Raw genomic sequence first — 25,614 nt, forward strand, 5'->3', positions numbered from 1 at the left:
CCCCGACTGCACCTCGGGGCGGGCGCTTCTCGTCTCTCGCGCGGCGCAGGACACCTCCTTGGCCGCGGCTGCTCCCCTACTCGCCGATGAGCGCGTCCACGAATGCCTCCGGCTCGAACGGCGCGAGGTCGTCCGCACCCTCACCGAGCCCGATCAGTTTCACGGGCACGCCCAGCTCGCGCTGGACCGCGACGACGATGCCGCCCTTGGCCGTGCCGTCCAGCTTGGTCAGCACGATGCCGGTGATGTTCACGACCTCGGCGAACACCCGGGCCTGCACCAGGCCGTTCTGGCCGGTGGTGGCGTCCAGGACGAGCAGCACCTCGTCCAGCGGCGCGTGCTTCTCCACCACGCGCTTGACCTTGCCCAGCTCGTCCATGAGGCCGGTCTTGGTGTGCAGGCGGCCGGCGGTGTCGATGAGGACGACGTCGACCCCCATCTCCTTGCCTTCCTTGACCGCGTCGAAGGCCACGGAGGCGGGGTCGCCGCCCTCGGGGCCGCGCACGGTGTGGGCGCCGACACGCTCGCCCCAGGTCTGGAGCTGGTCGGCGGCGGCGGCCCGGAAGGTGTCGGCGGCACCCAGGACGACGGTGCGGCCGTCGGCGACCAGGACCCGGGCGAGCTTGCCGGTGGTGGTGGTCTTGCCGGTGCCGTTGACCCCGACGACCATCACGATGCCCGGCCTGCGGCCCTCGGGTTCGGTCCTGACCGCGCGGTCGACGTCGGTGCCGACCAGGTGGAGCAGCTCCTCGCGCAGCAGGCCGCGCAGCTCCACGGGGGTGCGGGTGCCGAGCACCCGCACGCGTTCGCGCAGCCGCTCGACCAGTTCCTGGGTGGGCTGCACGCCGACGTCGGCGGTGAGCAGCGTGTCCTCGACCTCCTCCCAGGTGTCCTCGTCGAGGTGCTCACGGGAGAGCAGCGTGAGCAGCCCCTTGCCGAGGGCGTTCTGCGAGCGGGACAGGCGGGCGCGCAGCCGGATCAGCCGGCCTGCGGTGGGCTCCGGGATCTCGATCCCGACAGGAGCCTCGACTACGGGGGGTTCCTCGACGGCGACCGGCGCGGGGCCGCCCGGGAGATCCACCTCCTCGATCGTCCGGCGCGGTTCGTCGCGCGGCGTCTCGGCCTCGTCGCCGACATGCGGCTCGGCCGGTGGCGCGGTGATGTCGGGCGTCCTCGGGGGCGGCGGAGGCAGCGGCTTGCGACGCCGGCTGCCCACGATCAGCCCGCCGAGCGCACCGAGCACGACCACGGCGATGACTACAGCAAGGATGACGGTTTCCATAACCCGACCAGTATCGGCCATGGGCCTCTCGGGGACCGTGTTTGTCGCTTCCTCCGAGAGACAAACGCCACTTAACACAAGGACTCGGAGCAAAGTACGATGGTGACACCGCTGTCCACGCGCGTAGAGTCCCCTCGTCCCCCTGTCCCCCCATGTCTGGCACCTCTTTCATGAGCAAAACCGTCGAGACCGAAGGCGCTCTCGAGACCCGCGGCATCGAGCAGGTCCCCGACCACGAGCGCACCGCGCGGACCCGCGAGCTGTTCCCCACCTGGGTCGGCGCGAACATCAGCGTGCTGCTGCTGACGATGGGCGCCAGCCTGGTCGTGGCCTACCACCTGAACATCTGGCAGGCGCTGGTCGTCGCCGTGGCCGCGCCGGTCGTCTCGTACGGCCTGGTCGGGCTGATCGGCATCGCGGGCAAGCGGGGCGGCGCGCCCGGCATGGCACTGTCGCGCGCGGTCTTCGGACAGCGCGGCAACCTGCTGCCCGGTTCGCTGATCTGGGTCGCGCGCTGGGGCTGGGAGACGATCAACGCGGTGACCGGCGCCTACGCGATGCTCACCATCCTGGACATCCTGTTCGGCATCAGGGCCGACAGCGTCCTCGACATGGTGATGCTGCTGGCGTTCGTCGTAGCGACCTTCGTGATCTCCGGGCTCGGCATCAACGCCGTGCAGAAGTGCAACAAGTACGCGACGTACCTCTTCGGTGTCTTCTCCGTGCTGGTCCTGGGCTACCTGGTGGCGAACACCGACTGGTCGAAGGTCATGCACCACGGTGCCGGCTCCACGGCCTCGGTGATCACCGGCGTCGGCATGATCGCGGCGGGCGGCGTCAGCTGGATCCCGTCCGCGCCGGACTTCACCCGCTACCTGCCGCGTACGGCGTCCTCCAAGGCGATCGTGGGGACGGCGGTGGGCGGCGCCGGTGTCGTCGTCCTGCCGATGGTCCTGATGGGCGCGGTCATGGCGGTGTCCACGCCGGACCTGGCCTCGGCCACCGACCCGGTGTCCTTCCTCGGCGAGATCCTGCCGACGTGGATCGCGGTGCCGTACCTGGTCATCGCGCTGATCGGCATGCTGCTGATCAACTCGATGTCGATGTACTCGGCGGGCTTCACCGCACAGACCCTCGGTTTCCGGGTGCCCCGGCACTGGGCGGTCTCGGTCAACGCCGTGATCTCGCTGGTCTTCGGTGGCGTGCTGATGCTGGTGGCGACGAGCTTCATGGGCTCCTTCATCGCCTTCCTGTCCCTGCTCGCGGTCGCCTTCTCCGCGTGGGTCGGCGTCTTCGGCGCGGACATGCTGCGCCGCACGGAGTACGACGGCCGGGCCATGGCCGACACCACGCGCACCAGCGCCTACTGGTACCGGGGCGGCTTCTCCCCCGCGGCCGTGGCCGCGTGGGCGATCGGTCTGCTGTCGGGGCTGATGTTCACCACGTCCGACTGGTTCACCGGCCCGCTCGCGAAGAACAACGTGATCGGCGAGTACGGCCTCGGCTGGGTGGCGACGGTCGTGATCTCCGGTGTGCTGTACCTGGTGCTGCCGAAGCCCGCGGTCGTGCGCCCGGCGACCGCCACGACCGCGCCGGAGCCCGAGCCCGAGCCCCTCACCGTCTGACCCCACACCGGCCACCGTCCCCCTTCCCGAGCCACTCGGGGAGGGGGACTTCGCGTGTCCGCGGCGGCGGCACGACGCGATCCCGGGCTGCCGCCCGTACCGGGCGCCCGGACCGCCGCGGGGGCGGCCGCCCTGTTCACGGAGCGGGCGCCGGCCCGGCTCGGTGACCGACGCAGGCGACCTGCGGCCCGCGCCTGCGCACCCGGTGGCGCCCGGGGCCGCGACGAGAACGCGGAGCCGCGGGCGCCGCATCCGGAGGACCGGCGCCCGCGGCTCCGGCTCGCCCGGCTCCGGACCCCTGGGCCGCCGTCCGCCGAGTGCGGCGGCGCTGGGCGCCCGTACCGGCGCCGGGGGGAAGGTGGCGGGGTCCGCCGCTGTTCGCGGAGCGGGCGCCGGCCCGGCTCGGTGACCTACGCCGGCAGCCGGTGCCCGGCGCCTCCGCATCCGGTGAGGGGGCAGGTCGACCGCGCGTCCCACCCCGCAGGCCCGCGCCCGCGGCTTCGCTCCGTCGGCTTGCGCGACTTCGGCGGCTTCGGCCCGCCCGGCTCCCGACTCCCCGGCCGCCGTTCCTGCCGGGCGCCCGGACCGAGCCGCTGGGGGGACGGAAGGTGAGAGGGGATTGCCGGTGAGGGGGATTGCCGCCCTTCGCGGAGCGGGTGCTGTTGTCCCGGCTCGGTGACCGACGCCGGCGACCTGCGGCCCGCGCCTGCGCACCCGGTGGCGCCCGGGGCCGCCGACGGGAAGGCGGCGGCCGCGCGCCGCATCCGGGAGGCCGGCGCCCGCGGCTCCGGCTCGCCCCGCCGCGGCGACTTCAGTTCCCACGCGCTTCGGCTACGGCAGCTTCGGCGGCCGTGAGGCCGGACAGCGCACCGCCGCCCCCGGTCCGGGCAGTGGCCGGGCCGGGGGCGGCGGACGGTACGAGGAGAGGGGCAGCGGGGACTTGGCCCTTCTCCCCGAGTTCGGGGATGCCTCGCTACGAGGCTCAGCCCATCTCCTCCAGGGTCTTGCCCTTCGTCTCCTTGACGAACTTGAGGACGAACGGGATGGAGAGCGCAGCGAAGACCGTGTAGATCACGTACGTGCCGGAGAGGTTCCAGTCGGCCAGGGACGGGAAGCTCGCGGTGATGGCCCAGTTGGCGAGCCACTGCGCGGCGGCGGCCACACCGAGGGCGGCGGCGCGGATCCGGTTCGGGAACATCTCACCGAGGAAGACCCAGACCACCACGCCCCAGGAGAGGGCGAAGAAGAGGACGAACACGTGGGCGGCGATCAGGGCGACCCAGCCCTGGGTGGCGGGCAGCTTGCCGCCGACGAGGTCGTAGGAGAACGCCCAGGCCTCCAGCGCCAGACCCACGACCATGCCGACCGAACCGATGAGGGCGAGCGGCTTGCGGCCGACGCGGTCGACGAAGATCATCGCGATCACGGTGCCGACGATGTTGATGATCGATGTCGTGAACGAGTAGAGGAACGAGTCCGTCGGGTCGACGCCGACCGACTGCCACAGCGTCGAGGAGTAGTAGAACGCGACGTTGATACCGACGAACTGCTGGAAGACCGACAGGCCGATACCGATCCAGACGATCGGCTTGAAGAAGAAACCACCGCCGAGCAGGTCCTTGAACGTGGACTTGTGCTCGCTCTTCATCGCGTGCTCGATCTCGGCGACGCGGGCGTTCAGGTCGATGCCCTTGCCCTCGACCTCGGCGAGGATCTCGCGGGCGCGCTCACGCTTGCCGACGGACAGCAGGAAGCGGGGGGACTCGGGGATCGCGAAGGACAGCAGACCGTACAGGACGGCCGGGACGACCATCACGCCGAGCATGACCTGCCAGGCCTCCAGGCCCATCAGCTTGCCGCGCTGGTCGCCGCCGGCGGCGTTCAGCAGGCCCCAGTTGACCAGCTGGGAGATGGCGATGCCGATGACGATCGCGGCCTGCTGGAAGGAGCCGAGCCGGCCGCGGTAGGCGGGCGGGGCGACCTCGGCGATGTAGGCCGGGCCGATGACGGAGGCCATGCCGATGGCGAATCCGCCGACGATGCGCCAGAAGGCGAGGTCCCACAGCGCGAAGGGCAGCGCGGAGCCGACGGCGCTGATGGTGAAGAGGACGGCGGCGATCTGCATGCACCGGATGCGGCCGATCCGGTCCGCTATGCGGCCGGCGGTGGCGGCGCCGATGGCGCAGCCGATCAGAGCGATCGCGATGACCTGGGCGAGGGCCGCCGAACCGACGTCGTAGCGGCTGCGGATGGCCTCGACGGCGCCGTTGATGACGGAGCTGTCGTAACCGAACAGGAAACCGCCCATGGCGGCAGCCGCCGCGATGAAGATGACGTGCCCGAGGTGATCGGGATGAGCCGTCCTGGCTCCTGACTGAGGTGCCTGCGCTGTGCTGGTCACGGAAAACTCCTCGGGCCGCGGCAACGCTGCCGGGGTGGGGTAGATCCCTTCCAGGTATCCAGTGGGGCACAACTTCACACCACTCACACCTGAAGGTAAAAGCAACGTTGCAGAGACTATGCCTTCAAGTTTCGAAGTCAATAGTCCGACGACTGTGAGCTTTGAGATACAGATCGACACTTCACGTTCAAGAAGTGAACGTCGAGTCAGTGGATCTTGAGAGCACGAGCTACCGGAGGCGCTGGGAGATGACCTTCGACACGCCATCGCCCTGCATGGACACGCCGTACAGCGCGTCGGCGACCTCCATCGTGCGCTTCTGGTGCGTGATCACGATGAGCTGCGAGGCCTCCTGCAGCTCCCGCATGATGCCGATCAGCCGCTGGAGGTTGGTGTCGTCCAGCGCGGCCTCGACCTCGTCCATCACGTAGAACGGGCTCGGCCGGGCCTTGAAGATCGACACGAGTAGCGCGACGGCCGTCAGTGACCGTTCACCGCCCGACAGCAGGGACAGCCGCTTCACCTTCTTGCCCGGCGGACGCGCCTCGACGTCCACGCCCGTGGCGAGCATGTTGCCGGGGTCGGTCAGCACCAGGCGGCCCTCGCCGCCGGGGAACAGCCGGCCGAAGACGCCCTCGAACTCCCGGGCGGTGTCCCGGTAGGCCTCGGTGAAGACCTGCTCGACACGCTCGTCGACCTCCTTCACCACCTGGAGCAGGTCGGCGCGGGTCTTCTTCAGGTCCTCCAGCTGCTCGCCGAGGAACTGGTGCCGCTCCTCCAGCGCCGCGAACTCCTCCAGCGCCAGCGGGTTGACCTTGCCCAGCTGCTGGTACGCCCGCTCGGCCGCCTTCAGCCGCTTCTCCTGCTCGGCGCGCACGAAGGGGCGAGGCCGGTTGCGAGGGTGCTCGGGGTCGTCCGGCAGCTCCTCGCCGTCGACGGGCGGCGAGGGCGGCACGGGCTGGTGCGGCCCGTAATCCGTCACCAGCCCCTCCGGCTCCACGCCCAGCTCCTCCAGCGCCCTGCTCTCCAGTTGCTCGATGCGCAGCCGCTTCTCGGCCCCGAGCACCTCGCCGCGGTGGACCGAGTCCGTCAGCTTGTCGAGTTCGGCCTTCAGGTCGCGTCCCGCGGTGCGGGCGGCGGTCAGCTCCTCCTCGTGCCCGTCCCTGGCGGTCCCCGCCGCGGCACGCTCCGCCTCGGCACGGGTCAGGGACACCTCGACGTGCGCGAGCAGCTGGCGGGCCCCGGAGGCGACCGCTCCCGCGACGGCCGCCTCGTGCCGCAGCCGGGCGCGGCGCTGCTCGGCACGCGCGCGTGCCTCGCGTTCCGCCCGGGCCGCCCGGTCCAGCGAGTCGGCCCGTCCCGCGAGCCCCTTCACCCGCTCCTCGTGCGTACGCACCTGGAGCCGGGCCTCCATCTCGGTCTGCCGCGCGTTGGCGCCGTCGGCGGCGAGCCGGTCCCGCACGGCGGTGTCCGGCTCCTCCTCGACCGGCATCTCCTCGGCCACCGCCAGCCGTTCGGCCAGCTCCTCGGCCTCCTGCACCGCCTTCTCCGACGCCTCCTGCGCGCGTGCGGCCGCCGCGGCGGACCGTTCCGCCTCCCCGGCGGCGCCGCGCGCCTGCCCGGCGAGGCGGCCCAGCTGCTGGGCGACCCCCGACTTCTCCCGGTCGGCGGCCCGGCGCCACTCCCCCAGCTCCTCGACGAGGGCCGCCGCCTCCGCACGCCGCTCGGCCGCGATCCGCTGCTCCTCGGCCAGCTCCGCGCAGCGCACCGCCAGCTCCGCCAGCTCGGCGGCGGCCTCGTCCACGGAGGCCTGCACCTCCAGCAGACTGGGCGCACCGGCCGAACCACCGTGCGCGAAGTACGCCCCGAGCAGGTCGCCCTCGGCCGTGACGGCGGTCAGCTCCGGACACGCGTGGACGAGGGCCTCGGCGTCCTCCAGGCCGTCCACGACGACGATCTCCCGCAGCAGCCGGCGTACGGCCGGCATGAGTTCACCGGGCCCGCGGACGAGATCGGCGGCATGAAGCAGCGCACCGGACCGGACCGGGACCCCGCGGGCAGTACGGCGGACGGACTCGGCGTGGGAGGTAGGGGACCCGGCACTGTGGTCGACGGGCTCCGCGACAGGGGTGACGGGCCGGCCGCCAGGGCCGGCGGAGGCGGCGGGCCCGGGATCACGGCCGGCTGAGGCAGCGAGCTCGGCATCACGGCCGGCGGGGGCGGCGCCAGGCAGGAGCACGCCGGGAGCGGGCCCGTCGGCGGCGGTGCGGCCCGGGGCGCCGGGCCCGGCAACGGGTGCGTCCCCCTCCGCAGTGACCGGCGCGCCGGCGCCCTCCATGCCGGTACGGCCCAGCGTGTCAGCCGGGGCAGCGGGTGCGTCCGCGTCCCGGGCGCCGGGCCGGCGCACCGGACCGGTCTCCCGGGAGGTCCGGTCTGCCGGGGCGGCCTGCGGGATGTGGTCCGCCGGGGTGGGCGGTGGCGGTGACTGCTCCGGGGGGCCGGCCAGCAGGAGGGCCGCGCGGCCTCCGTCCTGCTTGCGCAGGAGGCGGAGCGCCTCGGCCGCCGAAGCCGGGGTGGTCACGGCGATCGCGTCCGCCGCCGCACCGAAGGCGGCGGCGAGCGCGGCCTCGTAGCCGGGGGTCACCGTCAGCAGTTCCGCCGCCGGACCCAGCACTCCGGTCAGCCGGTCCCGTGCCCCGAGCAGTATGCCGGTGCCGTCCTTGCGCCGGAGGCCGAGCGCCAGCGCCTCGTGGCGGGCCTGGGTCGCGGCGCGCCGGCGTTCGGCCGCGGTGGCCGCCTCGCGGGCCGCGCCGAGGGCGGCCTCCGCCTCCGCGAGCCGCCGCCTGGCCGCTTCGTGCCGCTCGGCGAGGTCCGCGTCGCCGGCGTCGAGGCCGTCGACCTCGGCCTTCAGGGCCTCGTACTCCTCCTGCGCCCGGACCGCGCGCTCCCGCGCCTCGTCGCGGGCCGTGGCCAGCCGGTCGATCTCGGCCTGCGCGGAGGCGGCACGTGAGCGTGCGGCGTTGACCTGACCGGACAGCCGGGCCAGTCCCTCGCGGCGGTCGGCGATGGCGCGGGCGACGTCCTTCAGCCGGCGCTCCTCCACGGCCAGCTCGCGCTCCAGTTCCGCGCGGTGGGCGACCGTGTCGTCCAGAGCCCGCTGCGCCGCCTCCAGGGCCGCCTCCAGTTCGGCCTCCTGCTCACGGACGCGGGCGGCCTCGCGTTCCAGGTCCTCGGGGTCCCGGCCGCGCCGCTCCTCGGCGGGCACGGAGGTGGCGCTGTGCACACGGGCGTCGGCCAGCGAGATGGTGCCGCGTACGCGCTCGGCCAGCTGGGACAGCTCGTACCAGGTCTGCTGGGCGCGCTGGAGGCGGGGGGTGAGCCGCCGCACCTCGTCCTCCAGCAGCGCCTCGCGGTGCAGGGCCTTCTTCAGTTCCTGCTCCGCCCTGTCCTTGCGTTCCTTCAGGGCCGCCTCGTCGGCGATCTCGGCTCGCAGGGCTTCGCGCAGGCGGACGAGGTCGTCGGCGAGCAGGCGCAGGCGCGCGTCGCGGAGGTCGGCCTGGATGACCGCGGCTCTGCGCGCGACCGCCGCCTGCCGCCCCAGGGGCTTGAGCTGGCGGCGCAGCTCGTCCGTCAGGTCCTGCACCCGCGCGAGGTTGGCCTGCATCGCGTCCAGTTTGCGGAGCGCCTTCTCCTTGCGCTTGCGGTGTTTGAGGACGCCGGCCGCCTCCTCGATGAAGGCGCGGCGGCCCATCGGATCGGCGTGCAGGACGGAGTCGAGCTGGCCCTGGCCGACGATGACGTGCATCTCGCGGCCGATGCCGGAGTCGGAGAGGAGTTCCTGGATGTCCAGGAGGCGGCAGGTGTCGCCGTTGATCTGGTACTCGCTGCCGCCGTTGCGGAACATGATCCGCGTGATGGTGACCTCGGCGTACTCGATGGGCAGGGCGCCGTCGGAGTTGTCGATGGTCAGGGCCACTTCGGCGCGGCCCAGCGGCGGGCGCCCCGTGGTGCCGGCGAAGATGACGTCCTCCATCTTGCCGCCGCGCAACGACTTGGCGCCCTGCTCGCCCATGACCCAGCTGAGCGCGTCCACGACGTTGGACTTGCCCGAGCCGTTCGGACCGACGACGCACGTGATCCCGGGTTCGAACCGGAGCGTGGTGGCGGAGGCGAACGACTTGAACCCACGGAGGGTCAGGGCCTTGAGGTGCACGCCGCTGGACTTTACCCGCCGCCGCTATCTCACTCCACGAACACTCGCAACCCCCCGGTTTCGCCATTGAACGGACAGGGCACACCAGACGTTAAGAGGGTGAAAGGATGCACGGGGGAGACAAAGAAAGAAGGGACGCCGAGGCGTCCCTTGCAGTTCTGACGGCTGGGTCGCAGCCGTCCGATCAACTGATCGGTTGATACGGGGCAGCCCGTTCGCTGCTACCGCTGTCGTGGAGCGATGCAGCTGTCAGGTGAGCGCAGGCTCCGCCTGGTGTGCGTCGATGCTCTCCATGATCCTGTCCTGAGAGGCGGCAGCCGACAGCGCTTCGTTCTCGGCCTGAATCCGTACCAACTCGGACTCCAGGTCCTGGACGCGCTGCTGCAACCGTCGCATCTCGGCGAGGAGTCGAGGGTCGGAGCCGCCGACGTAACCGAGAAGCGCCTTTGCCATGATGGATGGTCCTCCACACTGAGTGACCGACCGATGCGGTGTGGGTCGTGAGGGATTCGCACCCGCGGTGCTTGGCACATCCGAGTGTTGCCCTGGTATTGCTCCATGCCAAACAGCTAAGGTGCGCGGGGCTTTCAGCGTCTCACCAAAAAGTTTGACGGTCAACACGATCACGCCCTGTATTGGCGGGCGAACCGGGGCGCGCGGCGCGGGAAACCGGCGGCGCGGCGACTCCTCCGGACCCTCGGGGCGTGGCGACCAGCAGTACCTGCGGAGCCTGCCACGCCGGGCCGTTCTTGGCAACCACCAGGCCGTTTCTGCTCTCTGCTGGCGCCTGCGGGGGCGCGGTGCGCCCCCGTCCGCGGGTCCGCAGGAGCGGGCTCAGCGGATCGCGAAGCCCTCGTACCCGCCTCGCGGTGTGTCCCAGATCTCGGTGACGCCGTCCACGCTCCCGGGCGTGTCGTCACCTCGGAGCCAGTCCAGCAGTCCCTCGCAGCGCTCCCGGGCACCCTCCGCGACCACCTGGACCCGGCCGTCGGCCAGATTGAGAGCAAAACCACTCAGGCCGCCGATCTCCAGCGCCCTGGCACGCGTGAACCAGCGGAAACCCACACCCTGCACGTGTCCACGGACCCAGGCGACCAGTCGTACTTCCTCACTCATGGCTGCAACCTAACCGGCCGGTGCCGTGCGGGACACGTCGTCCCCCGGCGGCATGGGGTACCGTCCGGACCCAATGAATCGCATATGAAACTCACTCGATCGGGTGAGTCTGGTGGGTCAGAGGGAGTCACTCGCCACGGAGGTCGCGGCCGGACAGGCGCGCGCCGTGCGGGCACCGGCCGACCGCGAGCACGAGGAAGAGGGCAAGGACATGGGACGCCACCGACGCTCAGCCGCCGGCCGCGCCGCCACAGGCCGCGCCACCGGGGTGCCCCGCACGCAGCCCTCCGGCACCGGGGGCGGCGACGCCCGGCACTCGTCCGCGGGGGAACGTCCGGCACCCATGGGCATCGCCCCCTATCTGAACCCGGAGGCCTACGCCGAGGCCACCGCCAGGGCGCAGGCCTACCTGTTCTCCACGGACGCCGGCCAGGCACCGGCCGGACCGGCGTCCCCGCCGGGTCACCCCGGCGGCGGATACACCCCGCCCGGCGGATCCACTCTGCTCGGCGGCCGGCGCCGCGGCAGGAAGGCCGCGCGGCCGGTACGTGCAGGCCTGCTGGGAGTGTCCGCGGCCGTCGCCCTCGGCACGGTCGCGGTGGCCACGGGTGTGGTGCCGGGCCTGGAGCACTACCAGCTCGGCGGTAGCACGCACACCACCGGCGGGGACCGGGTGCAGGCCGTTGACACGCCCAGCAACACGGCGAGCGAGCAGGGGGGCACCTCGGGCACCGCCGAGAACCGCAACCCCGGCACCGCCGCCCCGGGCACCGGACGCACCCGGTCGCCGAGCTCGTCGGCCTCCGCATCGGCCTCCGTCTCCCCCTCCGCCTCCGCCTCCCCCTCCACCTCCGCATCGGCCTCCGCGTCGAAGCCGGCCGCCTCCCACGCGCCGGCCCCGTCGGAGACGGCCGCCAGGAAGCCGGCGCCGCGCACGACACCCAGGGCGACACCGTCCACGCCGGCCGAGCCCGGCGGCACCCCGTCGCATACGGCCACCAAGGCGCCGACGCCGACCGCCGCGCCGGTGACCGTGTCGGCGGAGGCCGCCGCCGCGGCCGAGGTGCTGAAGCTGGTCAACGACGAGCGGGCGAAGGCCGGTTTCAGCCCGCTGTCGGCGAACTCCTCGCTGACCTCGCTGGCCGGGGTGTTCAGCGACGACATGGCCGCGCGCGGCTTCTTCGACCACACCGACCCCGACGGCCGTACACCGTGGGACCGGGCCGCGCGGGCCGGTATCACCGACCTCGGCGGCGAGAACATAGCCCGCGGCCAGGCCGACGCGGCGGCCGTGGTGCGGGCGTGGATGGACAGCCCCGGCCACCGCGCCAACATACTGAACCCCGACTTCAAGACCCTCGGCGTCGGCGTGCATTTCGGCACGGGCGGCCCGTGGTGGACCCAGGACTTCGGCTACTGAGCCGGCCTGAACTGCAGCTAACTTCCGGTTAGCGCGACCTGTCGGTGGGCGCTGTGCTCGCGTAGGCTGGTCGGATGAGCGGTACGAGCGCCACCACCGGGGACACGACGGGGCATACCGCCGGGGACACCGCCCCGGACCGCGAGGACCCCGCCTATGACGTCTTCGCCAGGGCCTGCCCGTCGCGCGGCACGCTGGAGCACGTCACAGGCCGCTGGGGCGGGCTGACGCTCGGCGCGCTGTACGAGAGCTCGCTGCGCTTCAACGAGTTGCGCCGCCGCGTCGACGGGGTGAGCGAGAAGATGCTGTCCCAGACGCTGCACGCGCTGGAGCGCGACGGCCTGGTGCACCGCGAGGCCCAGCCGACCAACCCGCCCCGCGTGGACTACGAACTGACTCCCCTGGGCCGCCGGGTCGCCGAGCGGCTGCTCGCGCTCATCCAGTGCGTGGAGGGCGCGATGGACGACGTACTCGCGGCGCGCACGGCGTACGACGGCCGGCGGCCGGCGTAGCCGCGGAACCCCTCCGCCCGCCGGAGCCGCCCGTCCCGTCCGGGGCTCTCAGCTGCGGCCGGGCGCGTCGGCGCGGGGGGCTCGCTGACAGGTGGGGCAGAAGTAGCTGGAGCGGTTCATCCAGGGGCGGCGGCGGATGGGGGTACCGCAGCGGCGGCAGGGCTCGCCCTCGCGGCCGTACGCGTCCAGGGAGCGGTCGAAGTAGCCCGACTCGCCGTTGACGTTGACGTACAGGCTGTCGAAGCTGGTGCCGCCGACCGCCAGGGCCGCGTTCATCACCTCCCGGACGTGGCCGAGCAGTTCGGCGGTGACCGGGCGGGTGAGGCGGGCCGTCGGGCGTTCGTAGTGGATGCGGGCGCGCCACAGCGCCTCGTCCGCGTAGATGTTGCCGACCCCGCTGATCAGCGACTGGTCCAGCAGAGCCCGTTTGATCGTGGTCCGCTTGCGGCGCAGCGCCTGGTGGAAGGCCTCGTCGTCGAAGAGCGGGTCCAGGGGGTCGCGGGCGATGTGCGCGATGACGTCGGGCAGGCCCTCTGAGGTGTTGTCGTGCAACGACAGCCCGCCGAAGGTGCGCTGGTCGACGAAGCGGAGTTCGGTGCCGAGGGAGTCGGCGAACCGGACGCGGACGCGCAGGTGCTTCTCGTCGGGCGCCGTGTGCGGCTGGACCAGCAGCTGGCCGCTCATGCCGAGGTGGGCGAGGACCGACTGGTGCGTCTCCTCCAGCGGCAGCCACAGGTACTTGCCGCGCCGGCGCGGGACGCCGATGTGGTGGCCCTTGAGCCGGTGCGCGAAGTCGCCGGGGCCGGCCACGTGCCGGCGGACCGCGCGCGGGTGCAGCACCTCGGTCTCGGCGACGGTGCGGTGGGCGACCCAGCGTTCCAGGCCACGCCGGACGACCTCTACTTCGGGCAGCTCGGGCACGGGGCTCCTCGGGCAGATCTGCGGGCAGCGGCAGCGTAACGCCGGATACGGACCGAGCGCCCGCCCCGTACAGACGGGACGGGCGCTCGGGTGGTGCTCTGTCAGGCGGTGGCGGACGACGTGTCGCCGTTCTTCACAGCGTTCCCGGCGGCCTCCTCGGCCGCCTTGGCGCGCTCGTCCGCCGCGGCCCGGATGGACCGCCAGGCGGACTCGGCGGCCTGCTGCTCCGCCTCCTTCTTGCTGCGGCCGGTGCCGGTGCCGTACGAGACGCCTCCGACGCGGGCAGCAGCAGTGAAGATCTTCTCGTGGTCGGGGCCGGTCTCCGTGACCAGGTACTCGGGCACGCCGAGCCCCTCGATCGCGGTGAGCTCCTGTAGGGACGTCTTCCAGTCCAGGCCTGCGCCGAGATTGGACGACTTCTCGATCAGCGGGTCGAAGAGCCGGTGCACCAGCTCGGACGCCGCGTCGAGGCCCTGATCGAGATAGACCGCGCCGATCACCGCTTCCAGGGTGTCGGCGAGAATGGACGCCTTGTCCCGGCCGCCTGTGCCCTCTTCACCACGGCCGAGCCGGATGAAGGCGCCCAGGTCGAGGCCGCGCCCCACCTCCGCCAGCGCACGAGAGTTGACCACCGCGGCCCGCAACTTGGCCAGCTGGCCTTCGGGCAGGTCGGGGTGGATGCGGTACAGCGTGTCCGTGACGACGAGGCCGAGCACGGAGTCCCCGAGGAACTCCAGCCGCTCGTTCGTCGGCAGACCGCCGTTCTCGTACGCATAGGAACGGTGGGTCAGCGCGCGCACCAGAAGGGCGGACTCGAGCCGGTAGCCGAGCCGCCCTTCCAGAAGCGCGTGGGACGAGGCCTGGTTGTCCATTTTTTTCCTGGCGGAACCGTCCGCCTTGGCGTCCTTCTTGGGACTGGACACAGTGCCTCTCACCAGCCCGCTCAGACTTCGAGGACCTGGCGCTTGTTGTAGGTGCCGCAAGACGGGCACGCGATGTGCTGCTGCTTGGGCTCGTGGCAGCGCTCGCACGCAACCAGGGTGGGGACCGCAGCCTTCCACTGCGACCGGCGGTGGCGCGTGTTGCTGCGCGACATCTTCCGCTTCGGAACAGCCACGGCTACTTCTCCTGCTTCTCGTCGACGCCCGCTTCGGCGCCGCTCATCTCGTCCTTCTCGCCGTCCGTCGTCGAACCGGCGAGTCCCTGCAAAGCCGCCCAACGGATGTCGACGGCGTCATGGTGGTGTTCCGGGTCGTCCGCGAGCCGCACTCCGCATTCGGAGCACAGGCCCGGGCAGTCGTCCTGGCACACCGGCTGCATCGGCAGTGCGAGCACCACCGCATCGCGCAGCACGGCCTCGAGGTCGATCAGACCGTCCTCGATGTAGAGCCTGTCCTCGTCGTCCTCGGCGTCGTCGCCCGGTTCCGCGATCACGCGGCCCCGGTCATCGGCGTCAGGGTACGAGAACATCTCCTGGAAGTCCGCTTCGAGCTCCAGCTCGACCGGCTCCAGACACCTTACGCACTCCCCCTCGGCGGTTGCACGGGCGGTGCCTGTGACAAGCACACCTTCCATGACCGACTCAAGTCGGAGTTCGAGTTCCACCGGGGCGCCCTGCGGCACTCCGATGACCCCCTGGATGCCGAGATCCCTGGGGGCGTCGATCTGGCGGGTGAGGCGCTTGAGCGCGCCAGGACGCCGACCCAGCTCGTGCGTGTCGATCACGAGGGGGTTGCGGTGGTCGAGGCGGGCGTGAGGAGCCATTCCTGCTTTCGATCTGTGAACTCGGAGGGACGCCGCCCGCAGGTGTGGCGGGCAGCGCTGATCGCGGACATACACACGACCGAAGAGCCAGGATACTGGACCTTGCGCTCAGGACCCAATCCGGTCCGGCTACAGCCCCCGGCCCTGCTCGTACGCCCTCAGCTGCTCGGCGCTGATCATGCCGGTGTCGAAGAGGCTGGTCTCGTCGAGCGCGTAGCCCTGCTGGCCCTGTTGCTGCTGGGATTGCTGGGCCTGCTGGGGCTGTTGCGGGTCGTAGCCGGCCTGCTGGGGGTCGTAGGAGCCCTGGTAGGCGTAGGGGTCGGCCTGCCGGTAGCCGTAGGGGTCGGGCTGCGGCGCGTAGTCCGGCTGGTGCGGGAAACCGGCGTACGGGTCCTGCTGCTGCTCGGCGGGGGCCGCCGCCGCGGGCACGTAGCCGGTCGACGTGGGGTGGGCGGGCTGCTGCGCGTACGACGGCTCGTGCTGCCGCTGGGCCGCGCGGTCGCTGTCCGCGAGGGCCGTGAGGTCGGCGAGGTAGTCCGCGTCGCTGGAGTGCTGGAAGGTCGTGGTGTCGTCGGCGAGGGCACCGAGGTCGTCGGTGGCGATCCGGCCGTGCAGCTTCTGCCGGCCGCGGCCGACGGCCTCCAGGGTCTTGGCGAGGACCGCCTCGAAGGCGCCCAGCTTGGCGTCGACGTAGGCGTCCGCGTCGTGGCGCAGGGTCTGCGGGTCCTGGCTGCGCTCCGGGGCGTCCTCGTCCTCGTAGCCGTTCTCGTCCACGCCGGGTCCGGTGCCGAGCAGCTTCTCGCGGCCCCGGCCGACCGAGCCGAGCGTCTTGGTGAGGACGACCTCGAAGTTGGCGAGCTTGGAGTCGACGTAGTCGTCGGCCTCGGCGCGGATCTCCTCGGCCTCCTGGCGGGCCTCGGCGAGGATCCGGTCGGCCTCGGCCTGGGAGCGGCGGGCGATCTCGGTGTCGGAGATCAGCGAGCCCCGCTCGGCGTGCGCGTTCCCGATGATCCGCTCGGCCTCCAGCCGGGCCTGCTCGACCATCTGCTCACGGTCGCCGATCAGCTCCTGCGCCTGCGCGAGGGAACCGGGCAGCGCCTGGCGCACCTCTTCGAGCAGCGCGAGCAGTTCGGCGCGGTTGACCACGCAGGACGCCGACATGGGCATGCCCCGGGCGCCGGAGACCGTGGAGACGATCTCGTCGAGCTTCTTCTGCACGTCCACCTGTGCTCGCCACTCTCTACAGCCGGGTTGGAGACGGACGGGACGACTGTAGCCCCATCAGCCCTTGGCGAGGCGCTGGTTCAGGGCCGCCAGGACCGGGGGCGGCACCAGGTGGGAGACGTCGCCGCCCCAGGCCGCGACCTCCTTGACGAGGGAGGAGGAGAGGAAGCTGTAGGTGGGGTTGGTGGGCACGAAGAGCGTTTCGACGCCGGTGAGGCCGATGTTCATCTGCGCCATCTGGAGTTCGTAGTCGAAGTCGCTGACGGCACGCAGGCCCTTGACGATGGCGGGGATGTCGCGCTGCTTGCAGAAGTCGACGAGGAGGCCGTGGAAGGCCTCCACACGGACGTTGGCGTACTCGGAGGTGACCTCGCGGATCAGTTCGATCCGCTCCTCGATCTCGAACAGGCCTTTCTTGGACTTGTTGATCATCACCGCGACGTAGACCTCGTCGTAGAGACGGGAGGCCCGGGCGATGATGTCGAGGTGTCCGTTGGTGATCGGGTCGAACGACCCGGGACAGACGGCGCGGCGCACTTGTGATCCCTCGCTCTCCGGTCCGGTCATCGTGCGTCTTCGCACGTAGAGGCGGCGCGACCGTACCAAAACGTTCCCTCGCCGTAGCGACGGGACCGGAGCGCCTCGAAGCCGTCCGGCCAGTGGAATTCGCCGCCTCTGGTGCTGCGCTCCACGGTGACGAGGGCTTCGGCGGTGAGCCAGCCCTCCGAGCGGAGTGTGAGCAGGATCTCGCGAAGATCGTCGTCCGTGACGGCGTACGGGGGGTCGAGGAAGACCAGGTCGTACGGCTCGGCGGGGGGCGCGGTCCGGATGACCTGTTCGGCCTTGCCCGCACGCACCTCGGCGCCGGGAAGTCCCAGGCTCCGCACGTTCTCGCGGACCGTTCTCGCGGCGCGGGCGTCCGCCTCGACCAGGAGGGTGTGGCTCGCGCCCCGGGAGAGGGCCTCCAGGCCCACGGCGCCCGAGCCGGCGTAGAGGTCGAGGACGCGTTCGCCGTCCAGGGGGCCGCCGAGGAGTGACTGCCAGGTGGAGAAGAGGCCCTCGCGCGCCCGGTCCGAGGTCGGCCGGGTGCCGGTGCCGGGCGGTACCGAGAGGCGACGGCCGCCGGCCGCGCCGGCGATCACGCGGGTCATGTCGGGAGTCCTTCGTCGTCGGCGGCTTTCGGGATCAGTCTGGCAGGCCCCGCGAGCGCCCGCCGACCGCCGTCGGCGCCGCCGCGGGTCGGTACGCGTGCGGCGCCATCGCGGCGGTGCGGGTACCGCGCCGCCGCGGGCCGGCACGGGTACGGCGCCACCGCGAGCCGGTCCGGTGCGGCGGCACGGGCGGTACGGCGGCGGCGCGGGCCCGGCACCGGTACGGCACCCTCGCGGGCCGGGTGCGCCTAGCCCTTCTCCAGGTACTGTTCCCGCTCCTCGTCCAGGAGGGCGTCGAGGGCCGTGCGGAGGCCGGGCAGGCGTTCGAGGCCGGGGTCGGCCGCCACGAGTGCCGTGGCCTCCTGCCGCGCCTCGGCGATGACCTCCTCGTCCTCGATGACCGCCAGGACCCGGAGGCTGGAGCGGGCGCCGGACTGGGCCTGGCCGAGGACGTCGCCCTCCCGGCGCTGTTCGAGGTCGATACGGGAGAGCTCGAAGCCGTCGAGGGTGGAGGCGACCGCGTCGAGGCGCTGGCGGGCGGCGGCGGCCTCGGGCATCTCGGTGACCAGGAGGCACAGGCCCGGCGCGGAGCCGCGGCCGACCCGGCCGCGCAGCTGGTGCAGCTGGGAGACGCCGAAGCGGTCGGCGTCCATGATCACCATGGCCGTGGCGTTGGGGACGTTGACGCCGACCTCGATGACGGTGGTGGCGACCAGGACGTCCGTCTCGCCGGCGGCGAAGCGGCGCATCACCGCATCCTTGTCGTCCGGGTGCATACGGCCGTGCAGGACCTCCACGGCCAGGCCCTGGAGGGGACCGCGGGCCAGCTCGCCGGCCACGTCCAGGACGGCGAGCGGCGGGCGCTTGTCGGCCTCGTCCTCGGGGGACTTCTTCCCGCCGCCCTTCTTGCTGCCCGCCGCCTCCTCGTCGTCGCCGATGCGGGGGCAGACGACGTAGGCCTGGTGGCCGCCCGCCACCTCCTCGCGGACGCGTTCCCAGGCGCGGGACAGGAAATGGGGCTTGTCGGCGGCGGGGACGACATGGGTGGCGATCGGGGAGCGGCCGGCCGGGAGCTGGTCGAGGACCGAGGTCTCCAGGTCGCCGAAGACCGTCATGGCGACCGTGCGGGGGATGGGGGTGGCCGTCATGACGAGGAGGTGCGGGGGCTGCTTGCCCTTGCCGCGCAGGGCGTCGCGCTGTTCCACGCCGAAGCGGTGCTGTTCGTCCACCACGACCAGGCCGAGGTCGTGGAACTGGACCCGGTCCTCGATGAGGGCGTGCGTGCCGATGACGATGCCGGCCTCACCGGTGGCCAGGTCGAGCAGGGCCCGGCGGCGGGCCGCCGTGCCCATGGAGCCGGTGAGCACGACCACCTTGGTGGCCTGGTCGGAGCCGCCCAGCATGCCGCCCTCGGCCAGCTCGCCCATCATCTCGGTGATCGAGCGGTGGTGCTGCTGGGCCAGGACCTCGGTGGGCGCGAGCAGGGCCGCCTGGCCGCCGGCGTCGACCACCGCGAGCATGGCCCGCAGGGCGACCATCGTCTTGCCGCTGCCGACCTCGCCTTGCAGCAGCCGGTGCATCGGGTGGTCGGTGGCGAGGTCGGCGAAGATCTCCTGGGAGACCTTCAGCTGGCCCTCGGTGAGGGTGAAGGGCAGGCGGTCGTCGAAGGCGGCGAGGATGCCGTCCGGCCGGGGGAGACGGGGCACGGCGGCGAGCTGGCTGTCGGCGTGGCGGCGGCGGGCCAGGGCGACCTGGAGGACGAAGGCCTCGTCCCATTTCAGGCGGGCGCGGGCGTCGGCGACGTCGGCCCTGGTGTGCGGGCGGTGGATCTTGAGCAGGGCCTCGGGCAGCGGCAGCAGACCTCGGCCGGCGCGCAGGGTGTCCGGGAGCGGGTCGAGGGCCTCCTGGGCGCTGGGCAGGACCGTCTGCACCGCCTTGCCGATCTTCCAGGACTCCAGTTTGGCGGTGGCCGGATACAGCGGGATGAGGGCGCCGGCCCAGGTCTCGACCGCTTCCTCGCCTTCCTCGCCGTCGCCCCGGAGCAACTCGTAGGCGGGGTGGGCGAGCTGGAGGCGGCGGTTGAAGACGGAGACCTTGCCGGCGAACAGCGCGCGGGTGCCCGGCAGCAGTTCCTTGTGGGGCTTGTGGACGCCGTTGCCGAAGAAGACCAGCTGGAGCCGGCCGCTGCCGTCGGTGATCGTGACCTCCAGGCGCTGGCCCTTGCCACGGGGCGCCCTGGCGGAGGCGAAGGTGTGCAGGCGGGCGTCGGCGACCTGGGCGACCACCGTGACGTGCTCGTCCATGGGGAGGTCGGCGAGGTGCGTGAGCTGACCGCGCTCCTCGTATCTGCGCGGGTAGTGGTGGAGGAGGTCGCCGACGGTGTGCAGGCCGAGGTGCTCGGCCATCACCTTCGCGGTGGCGGGGCCGAGCACTGACTTCAGGGGCTGCTTCAGTGGTTCTTCCAGTGCGGGCACGAGATCCATTGCACACCACGGCACTGACAATGCCGAGCCGCTGCCCCGGGGATTCCTCCCGACAGGTCGCACTCGTCCGGGAAACCCCTGGTCAGGTGGGCTGTTCGGCTCTAGGATGGCCCGCTCCGGCCATCCTTCGCGGTCACCGACCCCTCCGGGACCGCCCGACCCCGCGCCGCACACCCTCCCCCTCCGGCGCAGTGACGATGGACTCCCAGACCTCGCAGCCCTCCCCGGCATCCCAGTCGCCCCACCCACCTCACACCTTCCAGGTCGACCTGCGCGGCCTGGTGGACCTGCTCTCCCATCACCTGTACTCCGGTCCGAAGGTCTATCTGCGCGAGCTGCTCCAGAACGCCGTGGACGCCATCACCGCCCGGCGGGTCGCGGAACCGGACGCCCCGGCGCGGGTCCGGCTGTACGCGGCGGACGGCACACTGCGGGTCGAGGACAGCGGCGTCGGGCTCACCGAGTCGGACGTGCACAGCCTGCTGGCGACCATCGGCCGCAGCTCCAAGCGGGCCGAGGGCCTCCAGGAGACGCGCTCGGAGTTCCTCGGCCAGTTCGGCATCGGCCTGCTGGCCTGCTTCGTGGTCGCCGAACGGATCCGGGTGGTCAGCCGCAGCGCCCGCACGCCGCAGGCGCCGCCGGTGGAGTGGACGGCGAGCGACGACGGCTCGTACACCGTGCGCACCCTGCCCGGGACCGAGCGGAGCGAGCCGGGCACGACGGTGTACCTGACGGCGCGGGCCGGGGCGGCCGAGTGGCTGGCGCCCGAGCGGGTCCTCGCCCTGGCCCGGGACTTCGGCGCGCTGCTGCCGTACGACGTCCGGGTCGGCGACGAGCCGGTCACGGAGCTGCCCGCGCCCTGGGACCGCGCGTATCCGAGTCCCGCCGGCCGGCGGGCGGCGCTGGCCCGGCACTGCCGCGAGCTGTTCGGTTTCACCCCGCTGGACTCGATCGACCTGGACGTGCCGCTGGCCGGGATCCGCGGGGTGGCGTACGTGCTGCCGTCGGCGGTCAGCCCGGCCCAGCGGGCGACGCACCGCGTGCACCTGAAGGGCATGCTGCTCACCGAGCGGGCCGAACAGCTGCTGCCGGACTGGGCGTTCTTCGTGCGCTGTGTGCTGGACACCGACAGTCTGCGGCCCACCGCCTCGCGCGAGTCGCTGTACGAGGACGAGACCCTCGCCGCCGTACGGGAGGCGCTCGGTGAACGGATCCGGTCCTGGCTGACCGGGCTCGCCGCCGGTGACCCGGAGCGGCTGGCGGCGTTCCTGGCCGTGCACCACCTGGGCGTGAAGTCGCTGGCCCGGCACGACCGGGACATGCTGCGCACGATGCTGCCGTGGCTGCCGTTCGAGACGACCGACGGGCAGCTGTCCCTGGCGGAGTTCGCGCGCCGGCACCCGGTGGTGCACTTCACGCGGACGGTGGAGGAGTTCCGGCAGGTCGCGCCGATCGCCTCGGCGCAGGGCGTCGGGGTCGTCAACGGCGGCTACACGTACGACGCCGAGCTGGTGCAGGCGCTGCCGCAGGTGCTGCCGGGGGCGGTGGTCGCCGAACTGGACGCGGAGACCGTGACCGCGCACCTGGACGCGGTCGACCCGGGTGAGGAGCTGGCGCTGTCCGGGTTCCTGGCCGCCGCGCGGGCCACGCTGGATCCGCTGGGCTGCGACGTCGTGCTCCGGTCGTTCCATCCGCTGTCCGTGCCCGCGCTGCACCTGGACGACCGGGACGCCCGGCACGAGCAGGCCCGCGCGGCGGCCGAGGACCGGGCCGACGACCTGTGGGCGGGCATCCTGGGCTCGCTGCGCGGCAGCGCCCCGCGCGCGCGTCTGGTGCTCAACCATCTCAACCCGCTGGTCCGGCGGATCGCCGCGCTCGGGGACCGGGAACTGATCGGCACCGCCACCGAGTCGCTGTACGGGCAGGCGCTGCTGATGGCGCAGCGTCCGCTGCGGCCGGCGGACTCGGCGCTGCTGAACCGGGCGTTCATCGGGCTGCTCGCGTGGGCGACCCGTGGAGAGGGTGACGGACGATGAGCGGTGTCACGGACCTCGACGCGCTGCGCCGGGAACTGGCGGAGAACTCCGGGCAACCGGAGGGCCCGGCCCGCAACGCGCGCGCGGAGCAGCTGCTCGCCGAGGCCGAGCGGCTGGACGTCCCGCTCGCCGTGATCGAGGCGCTCGGGCACCTGCTGAGGGTCTACAACTACAGCTCCGAGAAGGACCGGATGTTCGTCCCGTTCGCGCGGCTGCTGCGCATGTGGGACGAACGGCCCGGGGACTTCGACGAGGACGAGACGCACTCGCTGCACTGGTTCTTCAAGTGGATGTCGGCAGGGATGCTGGACCAGCCGCACATCCCGCTCGCCTCGGTCGAGAAGTGGCTCGGCGAGATGGAGCACCGCTACCGGCTCGCCGGGCACTCCGAACGGGCCGTGCGCAGCGCCGAGTTCCGTGTGGCCGCGCACGTCGGGGACCTCGCGCGCGCGCAGCGGGCGTACGCCGCGTGGCTGGCCGCCGACCGGGACGAGATGGCCGACTGCCACGCCTGCGAGCTGGGCGCGCAGGGCGCCTGGCAGGTGCGGTGCGGCCGGGACGCGCAAGCACTGGAGCTGTGGCGGCCGGTGCTGGACGGCGAGTTCTCCTGTGCGCACGAGCCGCACTCCGTGCTCGCCGCCTCGCTGGGCCCGCTGCTGCGCCTCGGCCGCGTCGAGGAGGCCCGCGCGCACCATCTGCGCGGCTTCCGGCTGGTGCGGCCCATGGAGAGCATGCGCGGCGCGTACGCCGACCATGTGGAGTTCTGCGCGCTGACCGGCAACGAGGCCCGCGCTCTGGAGCTGCTGGCCGAGCGGCCGGCGTACTTCACGGACACCGGGCATCCGCGCAGCCGGCTGGACTTCCTGGCCGTGGTGACCCTGCTCATGGACCGGCTGACCGGGCTGGGCCTGGGCGAGCGGCAGGTGCCGGGGCCGGCCGGGCGGACCTGGACCGCCCGGGAACTCGCCGGGCACGCGCGCGTGGAGGCGACGGAGCTGGCCGGCCGGTTCGACCGGCGCAACGGCACCTCGTGCGTCGGCGACCGGATCCGCGCGCGTATGGCGCAGCCCCCGCTGGTGGAGCGGCTGCCGCTCGGGGTACGGGCGGCACGGCCCGCGACGGCACCGGTGACCGCCTCTCCCCCGCCCCCCGGAGGGACCACCGGGGAGGCGGCCGAGCGGACCGGTGAGCGGACCACCGAGGAGACCACGGCTGCCGGGCTGCCCGCTCTGCTCGCCGAGGCGCGGCGGCTGTCGGACACCCTGCGGCCGCACGCGCTCGAGGCGTGGGCGGCGGTGGCACGGGCCGCTCGGGACGGCGCCGCGCTGGAACCGCGCGACCGCGCGGAGATCGCCGACCACGAGGCGATGGCCCTCGGCGCCGAGGGCATCGCCCTGTTCGAGCGGGCGGCGGAGCTGTACGCCGAGGCGGGCGACCCCGGCGAGGCGCTGGCGGCACGCGCGCGCGGGGCGTACGTCCGCGCGCTGGCGGGCGAGGTCGACGCGGCCCTGGACACCGTCACGGGTCTGTACGACGAGGTGCTCGCGCTGTACGCCGACGAGGGCACCGGCGTACGGCAGACCGCGTCGGTGGTGATGAGCCGGGCGCGGATCCTGATGCGGCGGGTGCACGGATGCGCCGGAGGTGTCGGTGCGGGCACCGGTGAGGACGCCGTCGCGGACGCCGAGGCGGCCGCGGGGGAGGTTCTGGCGCTCGTCGAGGGGCACGGCGGTGACGACGTGCGGCCGGCCGCGCGGGCCGCGGAAGCACGGGCGATGCTCGCCGAACTCGCCGGGCTCCGCGGGGACGCCGGGCGGGCGGCGGAGCTGTTCCGGCGGGCCGCCGGCGCGTACGTGGCCGCCGGGCTCCCGTGGTTCGCGGTGGAGTACGAGGCGCAGGTCGCCGCGCTGGCCCACCATGCCGGTGACCTGGACGAGACCGAACGGGCGCTGCGGGCGGCCCTGGAGCACGGCGGGCCGTACGTGGAGCCGGTCGGCCGGGCTCGGCTGCACCTCCAGCTCGCCGAGGTGCTCGGCGGCCGGGACGCGGCCGGTGAGGCGGCCGAGCACGCGCTGGAGGCCGCACACTGGGCCGACGAGGCCGGCGAGAGCGGCACGCTGGGCGCCTGGGCACGGCAGCAGCTGGGCGGCTTCCTGCTGCGCGAGGCCCGGTACGCGGAGGCCGCCGAGGTGCTGGAGTCCGCGCTGGCCGACCTGAGCGCCGAGACGCACGGCGACGGGGCGGTCGTCCAGACCCGGTGGTGGCTCGGGGACTGCCTGGGCGAGCTGGGCGAACACCGGGCCGCGGCGGAACACCGGCTGAAGGCGGCCGACATCGCCCGGCACTGGCCCGAGCAGCAGGACCACGCCACGCTCGCCCACCTCGCCGCGGAGTCGCTGGGCGCCGCCGGCCTGGCGGACGAGGCGGACCGGGCCTACGTACGCGCGGGTGACCTGTGGCGGGCGCTCGGCAACGCGCCGTTCCTGGTCCGCGCGCTGCGCGCCCGCGCCTGGCTGGCGCTGCGCGGCGAGTCCGGTGCGCAGGACGCCCGCGCGCTGATGGCGCGGGCGGTGCGGGAGTGCGAGGCGGCACTGGCGGCGGCCGGCCCGGCGGACCGGGAGGAGCTGATCGACGAACTCGGCGCGACCCACCGGCAGTTCGCGGAGCTGCTGGCCCGCTCGGCGTCCGAGGAAGCCGAGGATCCGGCGATCCGGGCCGCTTTCGAGGCGGCGCTGGAGCAGATGACCCGGGCCGCGGCGGTGTTCGGCGCGCTCGGCGCGGCCGGGCTGCACAGCCGTACCGGCGCGGAACTGGGCGCCGGCTGGCTGGAGGCGGACCTCAACCGTCCGGCGCGGGCGGCGGCGCACGCGCGTGCCGTGCTCGCGATGTACGAGGGCGCCGACGACGCCGACGAGACCGTCCGGGCCCGGCGGGCGGAGGCGGCACAGATGCTGGAGGCGGCCCGGGACGAGGGCGGCGAGGAGCCGCCGGACCAGCCAACCGTCCCGCGGGCCTGAGCCACTCCACGCAGGAGGAGCAAGAAACCGACGTGCGCACCCGCCGGGCAGCGGGGGGTGCGTCGCGCGAGGCGAGGGGCGGCAGGGATCCCACGGACCCGCCCCGCCGGGCAGCCGCCCCCGCGCGAAGGGGCCGCGGAGCGCCGACGGGGGCACCGGCCGGGCCGCGGGGGTGCGTCACTGCACGCCGGAGGAGCAGGCACCGACGGCCGCACCCGCCCGGGCAGCGGGCCGGGCGATCCCATGCGGAGGCGGCAAGGACCCGACGGGCGCACCGGCCGCACCCCGGGGCCGAGAGGCCCCGCATGAAGGGACCGAGGAGACGGGGGACGCACCGGCCGGACCGCAGGGGTGCGTCACTCGACACGAGGGCGGCAAGGATCCCACCGGACGCACCCGACGCATCGTGTGACCGCGCCGCCCCGGGCGAAGGGCGGCGAGCAGCCCAC

At 73.0% G+C, this 25,614-nt stretch carries 18 protein-coding genes; 5 read left to right on the forward strand and 13 right to left on the reverse strand.

Annotated elements, in window-relative coordinates; genetic code table 11:
• Window positions 1-76: 76 nt before the first annotated feature.
• Complete coding sequence (ftsY, locus tag ACGFT1_RS19000) at window positions 77-1,282, reverse strand: signal recognition particle-docking protein FtsY (RefSeq protein WP_373910126.1); 1,206 nt, start codon at window positions 1,280-1,282, stop codon at window positions 77-79.
• Between the two features lie 170 nt (window positions 1,283-1,452).
• On the opposite strand from ftsY, the gene ACGFT1_RS19005 reads away from it, so the two are divergent.
• A complete protein-coding gene (locus ACGFT1_RS19005) occupies window positions 1,453-2,907 on the forward strand; it encodes a cytosine permease (protein ID WP_373910127.1) in 1,455 nt (484 codons plus the stop codon).
• 982 nt (window positions 2,908-3,889) lie between these two features.
• On the opposite strand, the gene ACGFT1_RS19010 is transcribed toward ACGFT1_RS19005, so the two are convergent.
• The 4 genes from ACGFT1_RS19010 to ACGFT1_RS19025 all read right to left on the reverse strand — a co-directional run bounded on the left by ACGFT1_RS19010 (window position 3,890) and on the right by ACGFT1_RS19025 (window position 10,637).
• The gene (locus ACGFT1_RS19010; RefSeq protein ID WP_373910128.1) at window positions 3,890-5,308 is read right to left on the reverse strand and encodes a sugar porter family MFS transporter; all 1,419 of its coding nucleotides are present in this window, start codon (window positions 5,306-5,308) and stop codon (window positions 3,890-3,892) included.
• 229 nt (window positions 5,309-5,537) lie between these two features.
• A complete protein-coding gene (locus tag ACGFT1_RS19015) occupies window positions 5,538-9,521 on the reverse strand; it encodes an AAA family ATPase (protein WP_373910129.1) in 3,984 nt (1,327 codons plus the stop codon).
• A 249-nt stretch (window positions 9,522-9,770) separates the two neighbouring features.
• Window positions 9,771-9,974, reverse strand: a complete 204-nt coding sequence (locus ACGFT1_RS19020; RefSeq protein WP_031167290.1) for a hypothetical protein — start codon at window positions 9,972-9,974, stop codon at window positions 9,771-9,773.
• Between the two features lie 381 nt (window positions 9,975-10,355).
• Window positions 10,356-10,637 carry an acylphosphatase gene (locus ACGFT1_RS19025; protein WP_373910130.1) on the reverse strand — a complete coding sequence of 94 codons (282 nt, stop codon included), beginning with the start codon at window positions 10,635-10,637 and terminating at the stop codon, window positions 10,356-10,358.
• 211 nt (window positions 10,638-10,848) lie between these two features.
• On the opposite strand from ACGFT1_RS19025, the gene ACGFT1_RS19030 reads away from it, so the two are divergent.
• Window positions 10,849-12,057, forward strand: a complete 1,209-nt coding sequence (locus ACGFT1_RS19030) for a CAP domain-containing protein (protein WP_373910436.1) — start codon at window positions 10,849-10,851, stop codon at window positions 12,055-12,057.
• A gap of 74 nt (window positions 12,058-12,131) precedes the next feature.
• Window positions 12,132-12,569 (forward strand): winged helix-turn-helix transcriptional regulator, encoded by a 438-nt coding sequence (locus ACGFT1_RS19035; RefSeq protein ID WP_373910131.1) that lies wholly within the window; start codon window positions 12,132-12,134, stop codon window positions 12,567-12,569.
• Between the two features lie 48 nt (window positions 12,570-12,617).
• On the opposite strand, the gene mutM is transcribed toward ACGFT1_RS19035, so the two are convergent.
• The 8 genes from mutM to recG form a co-directional block, all read right to left on the reverse strand.
• Entirely contained in the window at window positions 12,618-13,490 is an 873-nt protein-coding gene (mutM, locus tag ACGFT1_RS19040) for a bifunctional DNA-formamidopyrimidine glycosylase/DNA-(apurinic or apyrimidinic site) lyase (RefSeq protein WP_373910132.1), read from the reverse strand.
• A gap of 101 nt (window positions 13,491-13,591) precedes the next feature.
• Window positions 13,592-14,425, reverse strand: a complete 834-nt coding sequence (gene rnc / locus ACGFT1_RS19045; protein WP_373910133.1) for a ribonuclease III — start codon at window positions 14,423-14,425, stop codon at window positions 13,592-13,594.
• 8 nt (window positions 14,426-14,433) lie between these two features.
• Window positions 14,434-14,607: a 50S ribosomal protein L32 gene (gene rpmF / locus ACGFT1_RS19050; RefSeq protein ID WP_003951102.1), complete on the reverse strand. Its 174-nt coding sequence runs from the start codon at window positions 14,605-14,607 to the stop codon at window positions 14,434-14,436.
• Between the two features lie 2 nt (window positions 14,608-14,609).
• Window positions 14,610-15,254: a DUF177 domain-containing protein gene (locus ACGFT1_RS19055; RefSeq protein WP_373910134.1), complete on the reverse strand. Its 645-nt coding sequence runs from the start codon at window positions 15,252-15,254 to the stop codon at window positions 14,610-14,612.
• 129 nt (window positions 15,255-15,383) lie between these two features.
• Window positions 15,384-16,478 (reverse strand): ATP synthase F0 subunit B, encoded by a 1,095-nt coding sequence (locus ACGFT1_RS19060; protein WP_373910135.1) that lies wholly within the window; start codon window positions 16,476-16,478, stop codon window positions 15,384-15,386.
• 57 nt (window positions 16,479-16,535) lie between these two features.
• A complete protein-coding gene (gene coaD, locus ACGFT1_RS19065) occupies window positions 16,536-17,015 on the reverse strand; it encodes a pantetheine-phosphate adenylyltransferase (protein WP_373910437.1) in 480 nt (159 codons plus the stop codon).
• 26 nt (window positions 17,016-17,041) lie between these two features.
• Window positions 17,042-17,629, reverse strand: coding sequence for a 16S rRNA (guanine(966)-N(2))-methyltransferase RsmD (gene rsmD / locus ACGFT1_RS19070; RefSeq protein ID WP_373910136.1), 588 nt, complete (start codon window positions 17,627-17,629; stop codon window positions 17,042-17,044).
• A 248-nt stretch (window positions 17,630-17,877) separates the two neighbouring features.
• Window positions 17,878-20,112, reverse strand: coding sequence for an ATP-dependent DNA helicase RecG (gene recG, locus ACGFT1_RS19075; RefSeq protein WP_373910137.1), 2,235 nt, complete (start codon window positions 20,110-20,112; stop codon window positions 17,878-17,880).
• Window positions 20,113-20,309: 197 nt separating this feature from the next.
• On the opposite strand from recG, the gene ACGFT1_RS19080 reads away from it, so the two are divergent.
• Window positions 20,310-22,148 carry an HSP90 family protein gene (locus ACGFT1_RS19080; protein WP_373910438.1) on the forward strand — a complete coding sequence of 613 codons (1,839 nt, stop codon included), beginning with the start codon at window positions 20,310-20,312 and terminating at the stop codon, window positions 22,146-22,148.
• On the forward strand, window positions 22,145-25,165 hold the full coding sequence (locus ACGFT1_RS19085; protein ID WP_373910138.1) for a tetratricopeptide repeat protein: 3,021 nt from the start codon (window positions 22,145-22,147) through the stop codon (window positions 25,163-25,165). Before ACGFT1_RS19080 ends, ACGFT1_RS19085 begins: the two co-directional genes overlap by 4 nt.
• Window positions 25,166-25,614: the final 449 nt, after the last annotated feature.

Origin of the sequence: Streptomyces sp. Y20 (genome assembly GCF_043195475.1) — a bacterium.
GTDB lineage: Bacteria > Actinomycetota > Actinomycetes > Streptomycetales > Streptomycetaceae > Streptomyces.

What these genes read in the sequence shown, in the direction of transcription:
- ACGFT1_RS19080 (WP_373910438.1), top strand. Translation starts at nt 20,310, where the DNA reads ATGGACTCCCAGACCTCGCAGCCCTCCCCGGCATCCCAGTCGCCCCAC.
- rsmD (WP_373910136.1), bottom strand. Translation starts at nt 17,629, where the DNA reads ATGACCCGCGTGATCGCCGGCGCGGCCGGCGGCCGTCGCCTCTCGGTA.
- ACGFT1_RS19030 (WP_373910436.1), top strand. Translation starts at nt 10,849, where the DNA reads ATGGGACGCCACCGACGCTCAGCCGCCGGCCGCGCCGCCACAGGCCGC.
- ACGFT1_RS19035 (WP_373910131.1), top strand. Translation starts at nt 12,132, where the DNA reads ATGAGCGGTACGAGCGCCACCACCGGGGACACGACGGGGCATACCGCC.
- ACGFT1_RS19025 (WP_373910130.1), bottom strand. Translation starts at nt 10,637, where the DNA reads ATGAGTGAGGAAGTACGACTGGTCGCCTGGGTCCGTGGACACGTGCAG.
- recG (WP_373910137.1), bottom strand. Translation starts at nt 20,112, where the DNA reads ATGGATCTCGTGCCCGCACTGGAAGAACCACTGAAGCAGCCCCTGAAG.
- ACGFT1_RS19020 (WP_031167290.1), bottom strand. Translation starts at nt 9,974, where the DNA reads ATGGCAAAGGCGCTTCTCGGTTACGTCGGCGGCTCCGACCCTCGACTC.
- ACGFT1_RS19085 (WP_373910138.1), top strand. Translation starts at nt 22,145, where the DNA reads ATGAGCGGTGTCACGGACCTCGACGCGCTGCGCCGGGAACTGGCGGAG.
- ACGFT1_RS19055 (WP_373910134.1), bottom strand. Translation starts at nt 15,254, where the DNA reads ATGGCTCCTCACGCCCGCCTCGACCACCGCAACCCCCTCGTGATCGAC.
- ftsY (WP_373910126.1), bottom strand. Translation starts at nt 1,282, where the DNA reads ATGGAAACCGTCATCCTTGCTGTAGTCATCGCCGTGGTCGTGCTCGGT.
- ACGFT1_RS19005 (WP_373910127.1), top strand. Translation starts at nt 1,453, where the DNA reads ATGAGCAAAACCGTCGAGACCGAAGGCGCTCTCGAGACCCGCGGCATC.